The organism is Pseudomonas sp. FG43 (assembly GCF_057809175.1).
In genome coordinates this window covers 1-17,394 of the sequence record NZ_JBMDJL010000006.1, presented here as the reverse complement: position 1 = coordinate 17,394, position 17,394 = coordinate 1, and the positions used below count along the sequence as shown (strand labels likewise).

The following is a 17,394-nucleotide window of genomic DNA, read 5'->3' as shown; positions in this document are numbered from 1 at the left end:
AACCTCTTGTCATTTAACTGTCTTGGGGCGCATTAGATAACGGAATTATTGCAGTCGTGTGACATGTTGGAATGAGGCTAGCACGGGGCCGCAAATCAGCGCAGTGCGTAGTCCGCCACAATCCCCAGAAAGATCGCCAGCCCGACCCAGTGGTTATGCAGGAATGCCTTGAAACAGGCATCCCGGTCGCGCAGGCGAGTGCTCCAGTATTCCCGGACAAAGCATCCGGTCGCCACCAACAGGCCTATATAGAAACAAGCCCCCAGCTCGAAGCGTATGCCCGCCAGTACCAGGCAACCCAGCGCCAGCCCCTGAAGTGTCAGGATGATGATGCGGTCGGCATCCCCGAACAGCACGGCGGTGGATTTCACGCCGATCTTCAGGTCATCGTCGCGGTCCACCATGGCGTAGTAAGTGTCGTAGGCCACGGTCCACAGCAGGTTGGCGATGTAGAGCAACCACGCTGCGGCAGGCAATGTGCCGGTTTCTGCCGTGAATGCCATGGGCATTCCCCAGGAGAATGCGGCGCCCAATACCACTTGCGGGTAATAGGTATAACGCTTCATGAACGGATAGCAGGCTGCCAGCGCCAGACCGCCGAACGACAACCAGACAGTCGTCGAGTTGGTCAGCAGGACCAGCAGGAAACTCAGGGTCACCAGGATGGCGAACAAGGCCAGAGCTTCACGGGAACTGACCTTGCCGCTGACCAGCGGGCGTTGCTCGGTGCGTTTTACATGGCCGTCCACCTTGCGGTCGGCGAAGTCGTTGATGACGCAGCCAGCGGCACGCATCAGAAACACACCCGTCACGAAAATCAGCACATTGGCCAGTGAGGGCGAACCTTCCCCGGCAATCCACAAGGCCCAGAGTGTTGGCCAAAGCAGCAGGTAGACGCCGATGGGCCTGTCGATGCGGGTCAGTTGGATGAAGTCCCAGGCACGAGGGTTCAGGCGATTGAGGGATTTGAGCAGCGACAGGTACATCAGGAGTGTTCCTCGCTCTTGAGCGCGTTCCAGAGGTTGGGCAGGAAAATCTCGGCGACCAGCACGCTCAGCGGGCCACGGCTGAAGCGCGAACGACGCGCCCACAAGTCGCTGGCGACATCCGCCTCGGGCAGCCAGGCTTCGGGGTAGCGACAGACTTGCAGCGGGCCGCGCTCGAAGGCTTTATCGCTGAACAGCAATTCGCCTAACGAACGTGTTCCCAGTTCATCCATATTCAGGCCGCCTTCAAGCAAGGCACTGCGGGCGGCGACACTGCGGGCGAATACCCACTTCTCGCCGCGACCACGCAAATACACTTCACGCACCCAGCCCAGGCTGGCTTCGGGTAGCTCAAGAGCGGCGCATTCGTCTGGGCGCAGCGGCTGCCAGCCTTCAAACAGGAGCGTGACGCTGAAACCGTCTGCGGACAGGCGGTTCAGGCGGCGGGTCAGAGAGTCCTGATTGAACAGCCAGTCGAGAACCTGCGGCCCGGGCACCTCGGACAGTTGCTCGCGTTTCAGCCAGAGGGTGGTAGGTAATGCTGGGTTTTGCTGGGTCACGGTAAGCCATTATTGGCAGTCATCGAGGAAGGCGAGCTTAGCATGATTGCCGGGCCTGACCGACGACCGGCCGAGCACCTGGCAGCACAAACAGGCTTGCATATGCGTGCTATGGCCAGTACAAACCTCGCGAGGATCTGACTCCTGACACCCGGACCGGTGGCAATCGACCGCTGCGCCAGTATTTAGCCTGATAATCGAGGGACCCGAACCATGAAAAAGTGGCAATGCATTGTCTGTGGCCTTATCTACAACGAAGCCGATGGCTGGCCTGATGACGGTATTGCGCCCGGCACTCGCTGGGAAGATGTGCCCGAAGACTGGCTTTGCCCGGATTGCGGTGTCGGCAAGATCGACTTTGAAATGATTGAAATCGCCTGATCCTGCAGAATAATGCCGACCAGTTAAGGTCCTAAATCACTTTGTGGGAGGCAGCTTGCTGGCGACTTCAGCGTGCAGACGCAGAATATCTGCCGGTTTTCAGGCCTTTTCGCCAGCAAGCTGCCTCCCACAATTTTTTGATGAGAGAAGTAATGAGCGCACCTGTCGTTATCATCGGTACCGGCCTTGCTGGCTACAACCTCGCCCGTGAGTTTCGCAAACTGGACGGCGAAACCCCGCTGTTGCTCATTACGGCCGATGATGGCCGCTCCTATTCAAAACCCATGCTGTCCACCGGCTTTGGCAAGAGCAAGGAAGCCGACGAACTGAGCATGGCGCAACCGGGTGCCATGGCGGATCAGCTCAAGGCAGAGGTACGCACCCACACCCGCATCAGCGGCATCGATCCTGGGCATAAGCGGCTATGGATCGGCGAGGAGGCGGTGTATTACCGCGATCTGGTGCTGGCCTGGGGCGCAGAAACCATTCGGGTTCCTGTCGAGGGCGATGCTCAGGACGCCATTTTTCCGATCAACGATCTTGAGGATTACGCCCGTTTCCGTGCAGCGGCAGCAGGCAGGAAGCGGGTCTTGATCCTTGGTGCCGGCCTGATCGGCTGTGAGTTTGCCAACGACCTGATCCTGGGTGGCTATGAGGTCGATCTGGTTGCGCCCTGCGAGCAGGTCATGCCAACCCTGTTGCCTCCCGCTGCTGCGGCTGCCGTGCAGGCGGGGCTTGAAGGCATCGGCGCCCGTTTCCATCTGGGGCCGATCCTTACCCGCCTTCAGCGCAATGAGCAGGGGCTTGAGGCGCATTTGTCCGACGGGCAGGTGATCGCCTGCGATCTGGTCGTCTCGGCCATCGGCCTGCGTCCACGAGTCGATCTGGCCGCTGCTGCGGGTTTGCAGACAGGGCGCGGTGTCGTGGTTGACCGCCACCTGCAAACCACCCACGCCAATATCCATGCGTTGGGCGATTGCGCTGAAGTCGATGGCTTGAACCTGCTTTACGTCATGCCGCTGATGAGCTGCGCCCGTGCCTTGGCGCAAACCCTGGCGGGTACGCCGACCAGCGTCAAATATGGCCCGATGCCCATTACCGTTAAAACCCCGGTTTGTCCTCTGGTGGTTTCTCCTCCACCTCGCGGTACGGAGGGCATCTGGAGTGTCGAAGGGCAAGGCGCCGACATAAAAGCCTTGTGTCATGACGCAGAAGGGCAACTGCTGGGCTATGCGCTGACCGGGGCGGCAGTGATGGAAAAACTGGCTCTGAACAAGACGTTACCCGCGTTATTGGCCTGAATATGGGTCGTTTTGTCGGATAGGTCGCTTTTTTCGTCCTATAAACGTTGCGCATGTACTGGCGCGTGCTTCATCGGCATGCCATTCTCGTTCACGTCTGCCGCTACGTAGAGCCGTCGCGGCACCTTGTCGCTGCTTTGCATAAGCAGTACGGGACATAAAAACAAAAAACCGTAAAGAGGCTTCATACATGCGTAAACCAGATATCGCAGCTGCTATTGCTGAAAAAGCGGACCTCACCAAAGAGCAATCCAACCGCGTCCTCAACGCCATCCTTGAAGAAATCACCGGCGCACTGCACCGCAAGGACAGCGTGACTCTGGTTGGCTTCGGTACATTCCTGCAACGCCATCGCGGTGCCCGCACCGGCAAGAACCCGCAAACGGGAGAACCGGTGAAAATCAAAGCAAGCAATACCGTTGCCTTCAAGCCTGGCAAGGCTCTCAAAGACAGCGTCAATCCATAACACTCACTGCGCGCCTTGGCGGGAGGCGAGCAGTCATCGAAACGGGCACACCCATTGGATGGGGTGCCCGTTTTTTTACGCCTGGACCAACAAGATATGGCCGTACGAGTGGGCTTTTGATTGCGCTCACTGCTTTTGATTGATTGTTAGAAATTTCCTACCGCAAGGTGTTATTTGTCTTTGTTTGTGTAGGAATCTCCTGACTTTTTCCAATGGCTCATTTCCTTAAAGTGCCGCCCCTGCTGCACCTCATTAAAAATGACCCTTGGAATCAAGAATGAAAAAATTATGGATGACTGCTGCCGTTGCAACCCTGATCGCCACAACCAGTGGCTGCGTGAGTTACAACGTGAGCCAGCCGACTGCACCGCTTGAAGGTGTGGTCAAAACGGAACTCAAGGCTGACGTCAAAGTGGGCGACACTATCAGTGGCGAGTCGTCGACCAACATTCTGTTCAACTTCCTGAGCTTTGGTGGCGATAATCGCTACGCGGATGGCGTTGTTTATGGTGGCGCAAGTGGTGGTAGCAGTCTGAGCTTGCCTCTGCCTGACCCGGTTTCGGCAACCAAGGCTGCGGCTGCCTACAAGGCGGTCAAATCGTCCGGTGCCGATCTGATCGTAGCGCCACGCTATGAAGTCAATGTTCAGGACTACTTCATCTTCAAGAAGGTGAATGTGAAGGTCACGGGCAACAAAGGCAGCATCAACAGCATCCGCTGATCTGATTCTGTACGGTAACGCTGCTCTCCATGCGGGGCAGCGTTTCTGGCTTAATGATTCGATCTTCGCCGAAAAAACACGATTGTCCTACAGGATTGCTCTCTATAACCCGCTACACTGCCTCACCACTCGCTCTGACCGGGCTGACTTTTTGCTGAGGCAATGTGTATGAAGTTTCGTTTCCTGCTCTGGATGCTGGGCCTTCTGATGGCTCGGGCCAGCCGTACCAATCCTGCGTTTCAGCAGCAGCTTGCCGACAAGGAGCTGACCTTCCAGTTACAGACCGCCGATGGCAAGGTTGCTCGCCATTTCATCGTCAGTGGTCAGCGTATTCGCAGTGCCGGTGGCGTGGTTGCCGAACCTGCATTCGCCATTTCCTTTCGAGACGCCGCCTTCGGGTTTACCACGATGCAGGCCAGTAACAAGCAACTGGCGTTCATGAAAGGGATTCAGGACAAAGATATCCAGATCAAGGGCAACGCGGCTCTGGTGATGTGGTTTCAGGGCCTGACCAAGTACCTGAAACCGAAAAAGAAGCCCCGCTGATTCAAGGCAACTGCAATCCGCCCGCCGCTTTATGTAGCTGGCGCAAATGCTCGCCCATCTGTTTGAGGTTGGCTTCGTTGGCCGCGATCTCGCTGGCGCGTTCGGGCTCAAGCAGGGCGCGTACTTCCTTGTCGAGATCACCGGTCAGGCGCTTCAGTTGTTTCTGGCGCTGACTGCTCTCCGCTTCAAGCCGCTGCCACTCGCCAGTCTGCGGCAAGCCGTAGCCGCTGCTGCCCAGCAATTCGGCAGGACGGCTGAGGAAACCGCTACTGGCGAGAATTTCCTGTAGCGTCTTTGAGGCCTGGGAGACGCTACCGTCTTTCTGTTCGCGCGCGCCGAGGTAGCGTTGTTTCACTTCGTCCTGGGCCAGCAGCAGTTGTCGACGCAAGCTTGCCTGCTCCAGCAGGAGAATGGCGGCGCTGGTGCGCAGGTCTGCTTTATCGAACCACTGGCTGCGCTCCTTGGCCGACAGTGTCAGCCAGTCTTCGACAGTGGCTTGCTTGATGGGCAGGTGTTTCTTCAAAACCTCGAACATCGCCTGATAGCGGTCGCGATAGGAGTCGAAGCGATAACCCAGGCGCAGTGCTTCCTTTGGATCGTCCAGCACGCTGGTATCGGCCAGCCCCCGGCCTTTGAGTACTTCCAGCAAGCCGTTGGGCAGGATGCTGTCCAGGCCGACGAGCTTGGGATTGTGGGTACCGCTGCGCAGCAGTTTGAGGTTTTCCACTGCGCAGTTGTTGGACAGGAAGTAATAGTTGCCGTCGTAGCTCCAGTGCATCTCGGCCGCATGCTGCACCAGCCCTTCGATTTCGGGGCGAGTCAGTTTGATCGGCACGGAAGCGAGGCTGCGCAGTTCGGTCTTGGTGTATTCGTCGATGACCTGGGCCAGCGGCAGCACGAAAAGCCGTGATGGATAGGCTCCCATCAGGCCGTCCCAGCTGGAAAGCTGAACATCGCCCACGAATGCCCGGTAAGACAGGACCAGATGCTGATCCAGATCCAGCCGGCAATCCGGGCCTCGCGGACGGCCTGGTTTGCAGATCACCAGACGCAGCATGCTGTGGCCCCAGCGGCTTACCCAGTTCTGATTGGCTTCGGCCAGCAGGTAATCGACTTCATAGACCCGTTCCGGATCGAGCTTGCCCAAAGGCTCGCGTCCGAAATCGCTGCCGGCATTCAGGTACGGGAAAAAGGCCGGGCATTCGTCTTTCTGCGGCGGAGCCCAGCCGAAGTGTTCCTTGTAGTAGTTATATAGCGCTGGGCGGCGACAGGCATAGGCCGGGTCGAGCAGGAAGTACTCCATGTTCACGGCCACGAATTCCAGCGGGCTTGTGGTTTCGTAGATGTCCGGGCTGCGTACGACCTGCCCGTTGTGTTCCTCGCGCTCGCCGCGTCGGCCGACATATTGCTGCCAGCCTGCCAGGTCCAGCAGGCGCGCGTCATCGCTCAGGGTAAAGCGTCGCTCGGTTTCGCCACGGCAGTTGTCGGGCAGGCCAATGTTGCCTGCTGAACTGTTCTGGCGTGAGCAGCGGAATATCAGGGCGCGTTGTGTCGAGGACCATAGACGGGCGCGGTCGTAGGCGTGGGTCAGTTCGTGCAGGACCGTGGCGAGCATTTCGCGCCGGACTGTGCCGTGGGGGCGTCCTGTCTGAGTGGTGGCTGCCGAACCGTCAGTCAACGGCTCCAGCAGTTTTGTATTGAGATAAAGCCTGTAGGGTCCGGCAGCCTGGCCGTAGGCGTTTTCAGGCATATCGCCGGACCAGCGCACTTCAACGCGCCGGTCCAGGTCCTTGATGAAGCTTGGCGGCAAGGCACGCATGGCTTCATCGAGCAGTGTCTGACTCGCACGCTGTTGTGCAGGGTTCAGGCCGTCGGTCTGCAGCTCAAGCGTCAGGCTGGCAAGAGCATGCGGGGCGACCAGCGACAATGCGCCGGCAAGCAGCCAGGCGCCAAGACGTCTCACAGAGCAAGAATGGCTTCGGCCAGTGTCCGGTCACTGGCATCACGCGCTTCAGGCACGCGGGTGCGCAGGGTATCGAAAGCGGCATCGAGTTGAGCGCCGTGAATATCACCGTCGCTGGCTACGTAGCTGGCGGCATCGTCTTTGGCCTGGATCACGACCTTGGAGTCGCGGATCGAAGTGGTGGTATCCGAGGTAAAGTCGATGGAACGACCGAAAGCGCGAACGATGATATTGCTCGTGGCCACGACAGTCTGGGCCTGGGCAATGTCTGCCATGACTAGCAGGCCAAGGGTGGCGGCAATCAGCGGGGTACGCATGTAACGTCTCCAGTTACGCAAAGAGGTCAAAAGTGACTATTGGACGAGGATTGTTTCTGCCAGTTCAAGGTCGCTGGCATGAAGTTTTGACTGGGTATTTCGCAGGGTACGCAACGCCGACTCCAGCCGCGCACCGCGAATCTGGCCGTCAGTGGCCACAAACGCCGCCGCATCGTCCTGAGCGGCCATTATCAGTTTTCTGTCAAAGGGAGCAGTGGTGACCTGGCTGGTGACGTATCCGGTAATGACCAGGCTCTGTGTCGTCGTATCGAAGGCCTGAGCCTGGGAGACCCAGATCAGGCTGGCGATTGGAGCAGCAAACAGAAGAGGTAGTAAACGCATAACTTTCAATGACTGGCAAAACGAGGCCCAAGGCTAGCGCAATGCCCTGCTTAGAGCTACCCCTGAGGCCTCGGTTCAGATGGCCAGAATGGCTTGGGCCAGTTGTGTATCTGTCGCACCCAGGTTCGGGTACTGCTGACGGATGTGCTGGAACGCGCCTTCAAGTTGAGCACCTCGGATGTCGCCTTCGCTGGCCACGAAGCTGGCGGCTTCGTCACGGGCTGCTCGCACGATCTTGTCGTCTCTCAAAGAGGAAGAAGCATCGGAGGTTGCCTCGCTGGATGCAGCGACTGCGCCGACGACTGCATCAGTCGTGACTATGAAGCTGGTGGCGTTTGCACTGGCAGCCGCTGTCAGCAGTGCGGCAGCGGCAATGATACGGAGCAGAGTCATGGTGGAGTTCCAGAGTGTGACGGAGTGGGCATTAGCCTATCCCAGCGGTAATGAGCTTGTCATTGTGCTGTACGGGCCGTTGGGCGAATCGCGATCTGTGTGGGAACTGTACAGGTATTTGTTTTGATTTTTAAAACTGTACCTGTTCAGGATATTTCAGCCCGTAAACGACAAGACCCGTCTCAGTTGCCTGAGACGGGCCTTGTGTTAAGCAATTCGGGGTGCTGGTGAGAGACCGGTGAGGTCTGGACCAGCGGGCGCTTGAGTTAGCGCCAGAACGGCTTGCTCAGCTCTTCGTAACGCTGTGCTTCGCTGATACCTGCGTCGGCCAGCAAACGTGCGTCCAGGCGAGCCAGTTGATGGCGGCTGGAGAGGCGACGCTGCCAGAGCATCAGGTTGGCGAATACGCGCAGAGGCCATGCAGCTTGTGCAGTGTTGACGGTGCTTTCGTTGAACAGGTCGGAACTGACTGTACGTTCCATGGTGTGACTTCCTTCCGCTTGTGGCGGGTTTAGAGAATGACTTGACTGGTGCCTATCTTCCTCTCAGTCGGCCAGTATCTACAGACACAGTTCATTTGTATTGTGATGGTTCAGTTAACTGTTTATAGGCACTGTTTTGTTCGTAAATGGGGCAACTGTACCGGTTGGCACTTATTTGGTGCGTTTTGTGTTCCGTCTTGGTGATATTGGGTGTTTTGAGCCGGTTTTTGACCGGTACAGAAGTACAGTTTCTTTCAGCCTTGTCGAATGACGCCGGAAAGTGAGCAAAGAAATCTCTTGCTCACTTCCAACTGTGTTCCTCAGGCTGGCAGCATGCGGCCGGTTTCTTCAAGGTTGATGTGCCAACTCAGTGCTTCGCGCAGGATATGCGGGGTATGTCCTCCGACGGCGCAGGCTGCTGCAAAGTATTCATTCAGAGCCTCGCGATAGTCTGGATGCACACAGTTGTCGATGATGACCCGTGCGCGCTCGCGAGGTGCCAGGCCGCGCAGATCGGCCAGGCCTTGCTCGGTGACGAGGATGTCCACGTCATGCTCGGTATGGTCGACATGGCTCACCATGGGCACCACGCTGGAAATCGAACCGCCCTTGGCGATGGATTTGGTGACGAAGATGGCCAGGTGGGCATTGCGCGAGAAGTCGCCGGAGCCGCCGATGCCGTTCATCATTCGGGTGCCGCACACGTGGGTCGAATTCACGTTGCCGTACAGGTCGAATTCCAGTGCGGTGTTGATGCCAATGATGCCCAGGCGGCGGATGACTTCAGGGTGGTTGGAAATCTCTTGCGGACGTAGCACCAGCCGTGACTTGTAGCGGTTGAAGTCCGAGAACACCTGTTCGTGCTTGGCGGCCGACAGGGTCATGGAGCTGCCTGATGCGAAGCTAAGTTTGCCTGCATCGAACAAGTCGAAAGTCGAGTCCTGCAGCACTTCGGAATACATGGTCATGTCATGGAACGGCGAGTCCAGCAGGCCATGCATCACGGCATTGGCGATGGTGCCGATCCCGGCCTGCAAGGGCATTAGCTGGTTGGTCAGCCGTTCTTCGCGTACTTCTTTCTTGAAGAATTCCACCAGATGGTTGGCGATGGCCTGGGTTTCGGTATCCGGTGGCAGGACTGTAGAAGGCGAGTCGGCCTGATCGCTGATGACAATGCCGACGATCTTCGCCGGGTCGATCTTGACGGCGCCGCTGCCGATGCGCGAATCGGCCTCCAGAACCGGGATGGGCAGGCGGGTCGGCCGGTAGCTGGGAATATAGATATCGTGCAGGCCCTCCAGCTCCAGCGGCTGGGACAGGTTGATCTCCACGATGACCTGTTTGGCAAGGATTGCGAAGCTGGCCGAGTTGCCGACGGAGGTGCTGAGCACCAGGTGGCCTTCTTCGGTAATTGCCACGCATTCGATGACCGCCAGATCGACCGCCTTGATCTGGCGGTTGCGCAACTGTTCAACTGTATCGGACAAATGCTGGTCGATGAACATGACCGTGCCGTCGTTGATTGCCTTGCGTAGCGTATTGTCGACCTGGAAAGGCATGCGACGCGACAGCACGCCGGCTTCGGTCAGTTGCTTGTCCAGGTCGTTGCCCAGGCTGGCGCCGGTCATGAGGCTGATCTTCAGGGGCGACACTCTGGCGCGCTCGGCCAAGGCATGGGGAACGGCCTTGGCTTCACCGGCGCGGGTAAAGCCGCTCATGCCGACGGTCATGCCATCTTCAATCAAGGCAGCGGCATCTGCTGCACTCATTACCTTGCTCATCAAAGAAGGCAAGCGGATACGGTCGCGGTACATGGATTCTGTCTCGAAGGTGGAAGCGAGGGTCAAGTCTAGAGATTCAGGTTTTTTTCGTCCCGCGACCAAGGTCGCATTGGAGGGCTCTAATCAGGGCCTTTCAAGGCAAAACACTGTTACGCGGAATGTAAAAAAGCCCCAGGCGCAGAACGCACTGGGGCTTTTCTGAAGCGAATTGAGGCTAAGCGTTTTCCACAGCCTTAACCATGTCCTCGATCACCTTTTTGGCATCTCCGAACACCATCATGGTTTTATCCATATAGAAGAGTTCGTTGTCCAGACCGGCATAGCCGCTGGCCATTGAGCGCTTGTTGACGATGATCGTCTTGGCCTTGAAGGCTTCGAGAATCGGCATCCCGGCAATCGGCGATTTGGGGTCGTTGCGGGCTGCCGGGTTGACCACGTCGTTGGCGCCCAGTACCAGCACCACATCGGCCTGCCCGAACTCGGAGTTGATGTCTTCCATCTCGAACACTTGGTCATAAGGCACTTCTGCCTCGGCCAGCAGCACGTTCATGTGTCCCGGCATCCGTCCGGCAACCGGGTGGATGGCGTATTTTACGGTGACGCCGTGATGGATCAGCTTTTCAGTCAGCTCCTTCAGCGCATGCTGTGCCCGTGCTACCGCCAGGCCATAGCCTGGAACAATGATCACGGTGTCGGCGTTGGTCAGCAGGAAGGTGGCATCGTCTGCCGAGCCGGATTTGACCGGGCGTGCTTCCTTGGCACCTGTCGGGCCGCCTGCTTCTGTTGCGCCGCCGAAACCGCCGCCGATCACGTTGAAGAACGAGCGGTTCATGGCCTTGCACATGATGTAGGACAGAATCGCGCCCGAAGAACCCACCAGCGAGCCGGCAATGATCAGCATCGAGTTGTTCAGCGAGAAGCCGATACCTGCTGCCGCCCAGCCCGAATAACTGTTGAGCATCGATACGACCACCGGCATGTCTGCGCCGCCAATCGGGATGATCAACAGCACGCCGATCACGAAGGCCAGGGCCAGCATGATTGCGAAGGCTGTCAGGTTGCCGGTGAACATGAACGTCAGGCCAAAGAACAGCGTGGCCAGCCCGAGAATCAGGTTCAGCTTGTGCTGTCCGGCAAACTGTACGGGTGCGCCCTGGAACAGACGGAATTTGTACTTGCCTGACAGCTTGCCGAAGGCGATCACCGAGCCGGAGAAAGTGACTGCACCAATGGCTGCGCCCAGGAACAGTTCCAGACGGTTGCCTGCCGGTATCGCGTCGCCCAGATTGCGCACGATGCCCAGAGACTGTGGCTCCACAACGGCGGCAATGGCGATGAACACCGCTGCAAGACCGATCATGCTATGCATGAAGGCGACCAGCTCCGGCATTTTGGTCATCTCGACACGCTTGGCCATGATCGACCCCGCCGTGCCACCGACCAGCAGGCCGACAACGATATAGCCAATCCCCGCGCTGGTGCCTTCGACGGTCGAAAGCGCAGCCAGCTTGAAGACCAGGCCCACGGTGGTAATCACCGCCAGGCCCATGCCCAGCATGCCGAACAGGTTGCCGCGACGGGAAGTGGTGGGGTGTGACAGCCCTTTAAGGGCCTGGATGAAGCAGATCGAAGCGATCAGATAAAGCAGGGTGACCAGATTCATGCTCATTACTTCTGCACCTCATCTTTTGCCTTGGGTGCTTTCTTCTTGAACATTTCCAGCATGCGCCGGGTGACGAGAAAACCACCGAACACATTCACGGCAGCCAGAGCCACGGCAAGCGTGCCCATGATCTTGCCCAGAGGCGTGACCGTCAGGGCTGCGGCGAGCATGGCGCCGACGATCACAATGGCGGAGATGGCGTTGGTCACGGCCATCAGCGGCGTATGCAGGGCAGGTGTCACGTTCCAGACCACGTGGTAACCGACATAGATCGCCAGTACAAAAATGATCAGGTTATAGATACCAGGGGAGATCAACTCTTCCATTGTCTTGTCCTCAGCCGTTCTTGCGAATGACTTGGCCGTCGCGGCACATCAGGCACGCGGCGACGATGTCGTCTTCGAGATTGATCTGCAACTGGCCGTCCTTGTCGAACAGCAGCTTCATGAAGTCCAGCAGGTTACGGGCGTAAAGCGCCGAAGCGTCCGCTGCGACCAGCGCGGGCAGGTTGGTGTGCCCGACGATGGTCACGCCATGCTCGACCACCACTTGATCGGCCACTGTCAGTGGGCAGTTGCCGCCTTGTGCCGCTGCCAGATCGATGACCACCGAGCCGGGTTTCATCTGCGCCACGGTTTCGGCGCTGAGCAGTACCGGTGCCTTGCGGCCGGGAATCAATGCGGTCGTGATCACAATGTCCGACAGCTTGGCGCGCTCATGAACGGCGACAGCCTGACGCTGCATCCAGCTCGCAGGCATTGGCCGTGCGTAACCGCCAACCCCTTCGGCGCACTCGCGCTCTTCATCGGTTTCGTACGGGACATCGATGAACTTGGCGCCCAGAGACTCGATCTGCTCTTTGACGGCAGGTCGCACGTCAGAGGCTTCTACTACTGCGCCCAGTCGCTTGGCTGTAGCAATGGCCTGCAGCCCTGCAACGCCTGCACCGAGTACCAGAACCCGAGCCGCTTTTACTGTGCCGGCAGCGGTCATCAGCATTGGCATGAAGCGAGGGTAGTGATGAGCTGCCAGCAGCACGGACTTGTAACCGGCAATGTTGGCTTGAGAAGACAGCACGTCGAGGCTTTGGGCGCGGGAGGTACGCGGTGCCGCTTCGAGTGCGAAAGCGGTGATGCCGCGTTCGGCCAGTCTGGCGATGGTCTCGTTGTTGAACGGGTTAAGCATCCCGATGACGATCGTGCCGCTCTTTATCAGAGCCAGCTCGCTGTCGTTGGGGGCTGTGACTTTGAGGATCAGCTCACCTGCGAAGGCTTCGCCTGCTCCACCAATGGTGGCGCCTGCGGCTTCATAGGCACTGTCCGGCACGCTGGCATGAATGCCTGCTCCGCTTTGCACAGTGATTCTATGGCCTTGGCTGATCAGCTTTTTGATGGTTTCCGGGGTGGCAGCAACCCGTGTTTCACCCGTTTGGGTTTCAAGAGGAACACCAATGTGCACGTCAAATCTCCTGCGTGATCTCTTTATCTTCATAAATAGGCCAGCGCACTACGGCTGGTGCGTCTGGGGTGGCCGATCAGCATGTCCCCGGGCCTTGAAAGCCAGGGGGCGGAGCATTCTGCAATTGAAGTCTGGGCGCTTCAACACATTCTGTAACGAGACTATAAATTAACTACAAGTCATCCTGTGACCTATTGTCGCAATTAATGGCTGAAAGCCTTTATCTATAAGGCTTGTAGGAGATTCCATCTGAAAAATGTGGAAAAGAGGATTTTTTCAGGCATTGCGCCCTCACTCTTCAAAAACAGCTAAAGGGCACGTAAATAAAGCACTTTGTGTAATTTTCCCACCGTGACGCAAGGTTGTCTTTATGCGACAAAACCTTATGTTTGTAGGTGTTTTTGAATAGCCACTACTTTCTGCTTCCGGGGCTCAATCCCTTGCTGGCGGCAGCCTGTAGCCCTCTGCTTGAGCGATCAGCCAGTCTCTGAATGCTCGCAGAGAGGCTGATTCGACTTTTCGCTCCGGAATCATCAAGTGATAAGCCTTGATGCTCGGCAGTGCGTGAGGGTTGGCAATGACCAGTCGTTTTTCCTGTAACTCGCGCTGAATCAGGAAGGGCGGAATCAGGGCTATCCCCATCTCATGCATGGCTGCCTGGGCGAGCATTGAGAATAGCTCGTACCGAGGGCCCGTCATGTCACGTGCGATATTCATGTTCTGCGCGTTGAACCACTGTCGCCAGGCGTAAGGGCGTGTGGTCTGTTGCAGCAGTGGCATCTCGGCTATGTGCCGGGCATCCAGGCTATCGCGGCCTTGCATGAGTGCCGGGCTGCATACCGGCATGGGGTTCTCGCCCATCAGGCGATAAGCCTCGGTGCCTGGCCAGTCGGCATCGCCGAAGTAGATCGCGGCGTCGAAATCGGTGTCGGCAAACAGGAAGGGGCGAGTGCGGTTGGTAAGGTTGACCGTGACTTGCGGGTGGTGTTGCTGGAAATCCTTGAGCCGTGGCAGCAGCCATTGCGTGCCGAAGGTGGGCACGACCGCCAGCTCAATCACATTGGCCCCTTGCTGGCCCATGATCGAAAGTGTGTCGCGTTCAACGGCATCCAGTTGTGCGGCAACGCGACGGCTGTAGGAAAGGCCGGCTTCTGTCAGCTTCACGCCGCGCTTGGAGCGTCGGAACAGTTCTACCCCCAAGAACTCTTCCAGGCTGCCGATCTGACGGCAGATGGCGCTTTGGGTCAGGGAAAGTTCATTTGCCGCCTTGGTAAAGCTCTCGTGACGAGCCGCAGACTCGAAACTGACGAGTGCGGCTGTGCTGGGGATTTTTCGCCGCATGTACGTTGGCCTCACTCATTGTTGGGAGCTATTGCTGTTTTGTGGGTTACGGAGTGAGAAATTAGCACAAGACCTTGAGTAATCGTCGTTTGTCGCTCTCTGAAAGCGGGGCTAGGATCACTCCACAACATTTGCGAACAACGCGAGGAGTGAGTCATGGGTGGTAAAGCAAGCTTCAACTGGATCGATCCACTGCTACTGGATCAACAGCTCACAGAAGAAGAGCGCATGGTTATGCGCAGTGCTGAACAGTTCGCCCAAAGCAAGCTGGCTCCTCGGGTCCTTGAAGCCTTCCGTCATGAGCAGACCGATATCGCGATTTTTCGTGAAATGGGCGAAGTAGGGCTTTTGGGGGCGACCATCCCGGAAGAGTTCGGCGGCAGTGGTTTGAATTATGTGAGCTACGGATTGATTGCTCGGGAAGTGGAGCGTGTCGATTCAGGCTATCGCTCGATGATGAGCGTCCAGTCTTCTCTGGTGATGGTGCCGATCAACGAGTTCGGCACCCAGGCCCAGAAACAGAAATACCTGCCAAAACTGGCGTCCGGCGAATGGATAGGCTGTTTCGGCCTCACCGAGCCTGACCACGGCTCTGATCCGGGCGCGATGATGACCCGAGCCCGCAAGGTCGACGGCGGGTATCGGCTGACCGGCAATAAAATGTGGATCACCAATAGCCCGATCGCGGATGTGTTCGTGGTCTGGGGCAAGGATGATGAGGGCGACATTCGCGGTTTCGTATTAGAGAAGGGCTGGGCCGGGCTGAGTGCTCCGGCGATTCACGGCAAGGTGGGGTTGCGTGCATCCATCACCGGCGAAATCGTGATGGATAACGTTTTTGTGCCTGAGGAAAACATCTTCCCGGATGTGCGTGGTCTCAAAGGCCCTTTTACCTGCCTGAATTCGGCCCGTTACGGAATCTCCTGGGGGGCCTTGGGAGCGGCAGAGTTCTGCTGGCACACCGCTCGGCAATACACGCTGGATCGCAAGCAGTTCGGGCGTCCTCTGGCTGCCAATCAGTTGATCCAGAAGAAGCTCGCTGACATGCAGACCGAAATCACCCTGGCCTTGCAGGGATGCCTGCGACTGGGGCGCATGAAGGATGAAGGTATCGCGGCGGTGGAAATCACCTCGATCATGAAGCGCAACTCATGCGGCAAGTCGCTGGATATCGCCCGGATGGCTCGCGACATGCTGGGCGGCAATGGCATCTCGGACGAGTTTGGTATTGCTCGCCATCTGGTCAACCTGGAAGTCGTGAATACCTATGAAGGTACGCATGATGTGCATGCGTTGATTCTGGGGCGTGCGCAAACCGGTATTCAGGCTTTCTATTAAGGAGTCTGCAATGGGCGCGCTTTCGCATATTCGAGTACTGGACCTGTCACGGGTCCTGGCCGGGCCATGGGCGGGGCAGATCCTGGCGGATCTTGGGGCTGACGTCATAAAGGTCGAGCGTCCTGGCAATGGAGACGATACGCGATCATGGGGGCCGCCGTTCCTGAAGGACCCGGCAGGAGAGAACACCTCGGAAGCGGCTTATTACCTCTCTGCCAACCGCAACAAGCAATCCGTGACCATCGACTTCACCCGGCCGCAAGGGCAGAAGCTGGTGCGTGAGCTGGCGGCGCGCTCCGATATCCTGATCGAGAACTTCAAGGTCGGTGGCCTGGCTGCCTATGGGCTGGATTACGAAGCGCTCAAGGCGATCAACCCGCGTCTGATCTATTGCTCCATTACCGGGTTCGGGCAAAGCGGGCCTTATGCCAGGCGTGCGGGTTATGACTTCATGATCCAGGGGCTTGGCGGGTTGATGAGCCTTACCGGGCGACCTGAAGGCGAAAGCGGTGCCGGGCCTGTGAAAGTGGGTGTCGCGTTGACGGATATTCTGACGGGCCTTTATTCGACCAGCGCTATTCTGGCTGCCTTGGCTTATCGAGATCAGAGTGGCGTGGGGCAATACATCGATATGGCTTTGCTGGATGTGCAGGTGGCTTGCCTGGCAAACCAGGCGATGAACTATCTCACGACGGGCACTGCTCCGCGCCGTTTGGGGAATGCGCATCCCAATATCGTGCCTTATCAGGATTTTCCTACTGCTGATGGCGACTTCATCCTTACGGTCGGTAATGACAGTCAATTCAGAAAGTTTGCTGAAGTGGCCGGGCAGGCGCAGTGGGCGGATGATCCCCGTTTCCTTACCAACAAGCTGCGAGTGACGAATCGGGCCGAGCTTATTCCCCTGATCCGCCAGGCGACGGTATTCAAGACTACAGCGCAGTGGGTCGAGGAGCTTGAGGCGGCAGGTGTGCCGTGTGGGCCGATCAATGATCTGGCCCAGGTGTTTGAAGATCCGCAGGTTCGGGCGCGTGGCCTGGCTATAGACATGCCGCATGCTCTGGGTGGTAACGTCGCGCAGGTGGCCAGCCCGATTCGATTGTCTGAAACCCCGGTTGAATACCGGCGTGCTCCTCCTTTATTGGGGGAGCATACCGACGAGGTCTTGCATAACATCCTGGGGCTCAAGGTCGAAGATGTCATGGCGCTGCGTGAGGCCGGGGTGCTTTAGCAGCTTATATAGAGAGAATGGCAGGCTCTTCTATATATGAAGCGCCCGTGACAGCTAATTTCAGCGAAATTGAAATTAACGGTTGACGGGCGATTTAATGTCTCTATAATTCGCCCCACTTCCG

At 57.7% G+C, this 17,394-nt stretch carries 19 protein-coding genes; 7 read left to right on the top strand and 12 right to left on the bottom strand.

The genetic code is table 11. From position 1 onward, the window contains the following. Positions 1 to 95 precede the first annotated feature (95 nt). Positions 96 to 986: a 4-hydroxybenzoate octaprenyltransferase gene (ubiA, locus tag ACODS3_RS08970; RefSeq protein ID WP_201019718.1), complete on the bottom strand. Its 891-nt coding sequence runs from the start codon at positions 984 to 986 to the stop codon at positions 96 to 98. Then, on the bottom strand, positions 986 to 1,546 hold the full coding sequence (locus ACODS3_RS08965) for a chorismate--pyruvate lyase family protein (RefSeq protein WP_489034003.1): 561 nt from the start codon (positions 1,544 to 1,546) through the stop codon (positions 986 to 988). Before ACODS3_RS08965 ends, ubiA begins: the two co-directional genes overlap by 1 nt. A 213-nt stretch (positions 1,547 to 1,759) precedes the next feature. Here ACODS3_RS08965 and ACODS3_RS08960 point away from each other — a divergent pair, with 213 nt between their 5' ends. The 5 genes from ACODS3_RS08960 to ACODS3_RS08940 all read left to right on the top strand — a co-directional run bounded on the left by ACODS3_RS08960 (position 1,760) and on the right by ACODS3_RS08940 (position 4,961). Further along, a complete protein-coding gene (locus ACODS3_RS08960; protein ID WP_198727897.1) occupies positions 1,760 to 1,927 on the top strand; it encodes a rubredoxin in 168 nt (55 codons plus the stop codon). Between the two features lie 152 nt (positions 1,928 to 2,079). Further along, a complete protein-coding gene (locus ACODS3_RS08955) occupies positions 2,080 to 3,228 on the top strand; it encodes an NAD(P)/FAD-dependent oxidoreductase (RefSeq protein WP_304574234.1) in 1,149 nt (382 codons plus the stop codon). Between the two features lie 190 nt (positions 3,229 to 3,418). After that, on the top strand, positions 3,419 to 3,694 hold the full coding sequence (locus ACODS3_RS08950; RefSeq protein WP_025262535.1) for an HU family DNA-binding protein: 276 nt from the start codon (positions 3,419 to 3,421) through the stop codon (positions 3,692 to 3,694). Between the two features lie 277 nt (positions 3,695 to 3,971). Continuing rightward, positions 3,972 to 4,415, top strand: coding sequence for a hypothetical protein (locus ACODS3_RS08945; RefSeq protein WP_201019715.1), 444 nt, complete (start codon positions 3,972 to 3,974; stop codon positions 4,413 to 4,415). A gap of 168 nt (positions 4,416 to 4,583) precedes the next feature. Continuing rightward, a complete protein-coding gene (locus ACODS3_RS08940; protein WP_489034002.1) occupies positions 4,584 to 4,961 on the top strand; it encodes an SCP2 sterol-binding domain-containing protein in 378 nt (125 codons plus the stop codon). Position 4,962: 1 nt separating this feature from the next. Here ACODS3_RS08940 and ACODS3_RS08935 read toward each other — a convergent pair whose 3' ends face one another. The 10 genes from ACODS3_RS08935 to ACODS3_RS08890 all read right to left on the bottom strand — a co-directional run bounded on the left by ACODS3_RS08935 (position 4,963) and on the right by ACODS3_RS08890 (position 14,701). After that, a complete protein-coding gene (locus tag ACODS3_RS08935) occupies positions 4,963 to 6,924 on the bottom strand; it encodes a DUF7844 domain-containing protein (RefSeq protein WP_489034001.1) in 1,962 nt (653 codons plus the stop codon). Further along, positions 6,921 to 7,241, bottom strand: coding sequence for a DUF2388 domain-containing protein (locus ACODS3_RS08930; protein WP_025262532.1), 321 nt, complete (start codon positions 7,239 to 7,241; stop codon positions 6,921 to 6,923). The genes ACODS3_RS08935 and ACODS3_RS08930 overlap by 4 nt, the downstream gene beginning before the upstream one ends. 36 nt (positions 7,242 to 7,277) lie before the next feature. Next, positions 7,278 to 7,583 carry a DUF2388 domain-containing protein gene (locus ACODS3_RS08925; protein WP_201001229.1) on the bottom strand — a complete coding sequence of 102 codons (306 nt, stop codon included), beginning with the start codon at positions 7,581 to 7,583 and terminating at the stop codon, positions 7,278 to 7,280. Between the two features lie 75 nt (positions 7,584 to 7,658). Then, positions 7,659 to 7,976 (bottom strand): DUF2388 domain-containing protein, encoded by a 318-nt coding sequence (locus tag ACODS3_RS08920; protein WP_201019712.1) that lies wholly within the window; start codon positions 7,974 to 7,976, stop codon positions 7,659 to 7,661. Positions 7,977 to 8,242: 266 nt separating this feature from the next. Beyond that, positions 8,243 to 8,458: a DUF1127 domain-containing protein gene (locus ACODS3_RS08915; protein ID WP_122315090.1), complete on the bottom strand. Its 216-nt coding sequence runs from the start codon at positions 8,456 to 8,458 to the stop codon at positions 8,243 to 8,245. 320 nt (positions 8,459 to 8,778) lie between these two features. After that, entirely contained in the window at positions 8,779 to 10,272 is a 1,494-nt protein-coding gene (scpC, locus tag ACODS3_RS08910; protein WP_201019772.1) for a succinyl-CoA:acetate CoA-transferase ScpC, read from the bottom strand. A gap of 181 nt (positions 10,273 to 10,453) precedes the next feature. Then, positions 10,454 to 11,908 (bottom strand): NAD(P)(+) transhydrogenase (Re/Si-specific) subunit beta, encoded by a 1,455-nt coding sequence (locus ACODS3_RS08905; RefSeq protein WP_201019711.1) that lies wholly within the window; start codon positions 11,906 to 11,908, stop codon positions 10,454 to 10,456. Further along, entirely contained in the window at positions 11,908 to 12,228 is a 321-nt protein-coding gene (locus ACODS3_RS08900) for an NAD(P) transhydrogenase subunit alpha part 2 (protein WP_122315087.1), read from the bottom strand. The genes ACODS3_RS08905 and ACODS3_RS08900 overlap by 1 nt, the downstream gene beginning before the upstream one ends. A 10-nt stretch (positions 12,229 to 12,238) precedes the next feature. Next, on the bottom strand, positions 12,239 to 13,360 hold the full coding sequence (locus ACODS3_RS08895) for a Re/Si-specific NAD(P)(+) transhydrogenase subunit alpha (RefSeq protein ID WP_201019710.1): 1,122 nt from the start codon (positions 13,358 to 13,360) through the stop codon (positions 12,239 to 12,241). Positions 13,361 to 13,792: 432 nt separating this feature from the next. Continuing rightward, on the bottom strand, positions 13,793 to 14,701 hold the full coding sequence (locus tag ACODS3_RS08890) for a LysR family transcriptional regulator (protein ID WP_489034000.1): 909 nt from the start codon (positions 14,699 to 14,701) through the stop codon (positions 13,793 to 13,795). A 156-nt stretch (positions 14,702 to 14,857) separates the two neighbouring features. Between ACODS3_RS08890 and ACODS3_RS08885 the strand changes: the two genes are divergently transcribed. Both ACODS3_RS08885 and ACODS3_RS08880 read left to right on the top strand, forming a co-directional pair. Further along, on the top strand, positions 14,858 to 16,039 hold the full coding sequence (locus ACODS3_RS08885) for an acyl-CoA dehydrogenase (protein WP_201019708.1): 1,182 nt from the start codon (positions 14,858 to 14,860) through the stop codon (positions 16,037 to 16,039). A gap of 10 nt (positions 16,040 to 16,049) precedes the next feature. Then, positions 16,050 to 17,270 (top strand): CaiB/BaiF CoA transferase family protein, encoded by a 1,221-nt coding sequence (locus ACODS3_RS08880; RefSeq protein ID WP_304574238.1) that lies wholly within the window; start codon positions 16,050 to 16,052, stop codon positions 17,268 to 17,270. Positions 17,271 to 17,394 lie beyond the last annotated feature (124 nt).

Excerpts from the sequence above, each read along its gene's own strand:
- ACODS3_RS08930 (WP_025262532.1), bottom strand. The coding sequence starts at position 7,241 with ATGCGTACCCCGCTGATTGCCGCCACCCTTGGCCTGCTAGTCATGGCA.
- ubiA (WP_201019718.1), bottom strand. The coding sequence starts at position 986 with ATGTACCTGTCGCTGCTCAAATCCCTCAATCGCCTGAACCCTCGTGCC.
- ACODS3_RS08905 (WP_201019711.1), bottom strand. The coding sequence starts at position 11,908 with ATGAGCATGAATCTGGTCACCCTGCTTTATCTGATCGCTTCGATCTGC.
- scpC (WP_201019772.1), bottom strand. The coding sequence starts at position 10,272 with ATGTACCGCGACCGTATCCGCTTGCCTTCTTTGATGAGCAAGGTAATG.
- ACODS3_RS08955 (WP_304574234.1), top strand. The coding sequence starts at position 2,080 with ATGAGCGCACCTGTCGTTATCATCGGTACCGGCCTTGCTGGCTACAAC.
- ACODS3_RS08940 (WP_489034002.1), top strand. The coding sequence starts at position 4,584 with ATGAAGTTTCGTTTCCTGCTCTGGATGCTGGGCCTTCTGATGGCTCGG.
- ACODS3_RS08900 (WP_122315087.1), bottom strand. The coding sequence starts at position 12,228 with ATGGAAGAGTTGATCTCCCCTGGTATCTATAACCTGATCATTTTTGTA.
- ACODS3_RS08945 (WP_201019715.1), top strand. The coding sequence starts at position 3,972 with ATGAAAAAATTATGGATGACTGCTGCCGTTGCAACCCTGATCGCCACA.
- ACODS3_RS08890 (WP_489034000.1), bottom strand. The coding sequence starts at position 14,701 with ATGCGGCGAAAAATCCCCAGCACAGCCGCACTCGTCAGTTTCGAGTCT.
- ACODS3_RS08920 (WP_201019712.1), bottom strand. The coding sequence starts at position 7,976 with ATGACTCTGCTCCGTATCATTGCCGCTGCCGCACTGCTGACAGCGGCT.
- ACODS3_RS08950 (WP_025262535.1), top strand. The coding sequence starts at position 3,419 with ATGCGTAAACCAGATATCGCAGCTGCTATTGCTGAAAAAGCGGACCTC.
- ACODS3_RS08960 (WP_198727897.1), top strand. The coding sequence starts at position 1,760 with ATGAAAAAGTGGCAATGCATTGTCTGTGGCCTTATCTACAACGAAGCC.
- ACODS3_RS08885 (WP_201019708.1), top strand. The coding sequence starts at position 14,858 with ATGGGTGGTAAAGCAAGCTTCAACTGGATCGATCCACTGCTACTGGAT.
- ACODS3_RS08925 (WP_201001229.1), bottom strand. The coding sequence starts at position 7,583 with ATGCGTTTACTACCTCTTCTGTTTGCTGCTCCAATCGCCAGCCTGATC.
- ACODS3_RS08915 (WP_122315090.1), bottom strand. The coding sequence starts at position 8,458 with ATGGAACGTACAGTCAGTTCCGACCTGTTCAACGAAAGCACCGTCAAC.
- ACODS3_RS08880 (WP_304574238.1), top strand. The coding sequence starts at position 16,050 with ATGGGCGCGCTTTCGCATATTCGAGTACTGGACCTGTCACGGGTCCTG.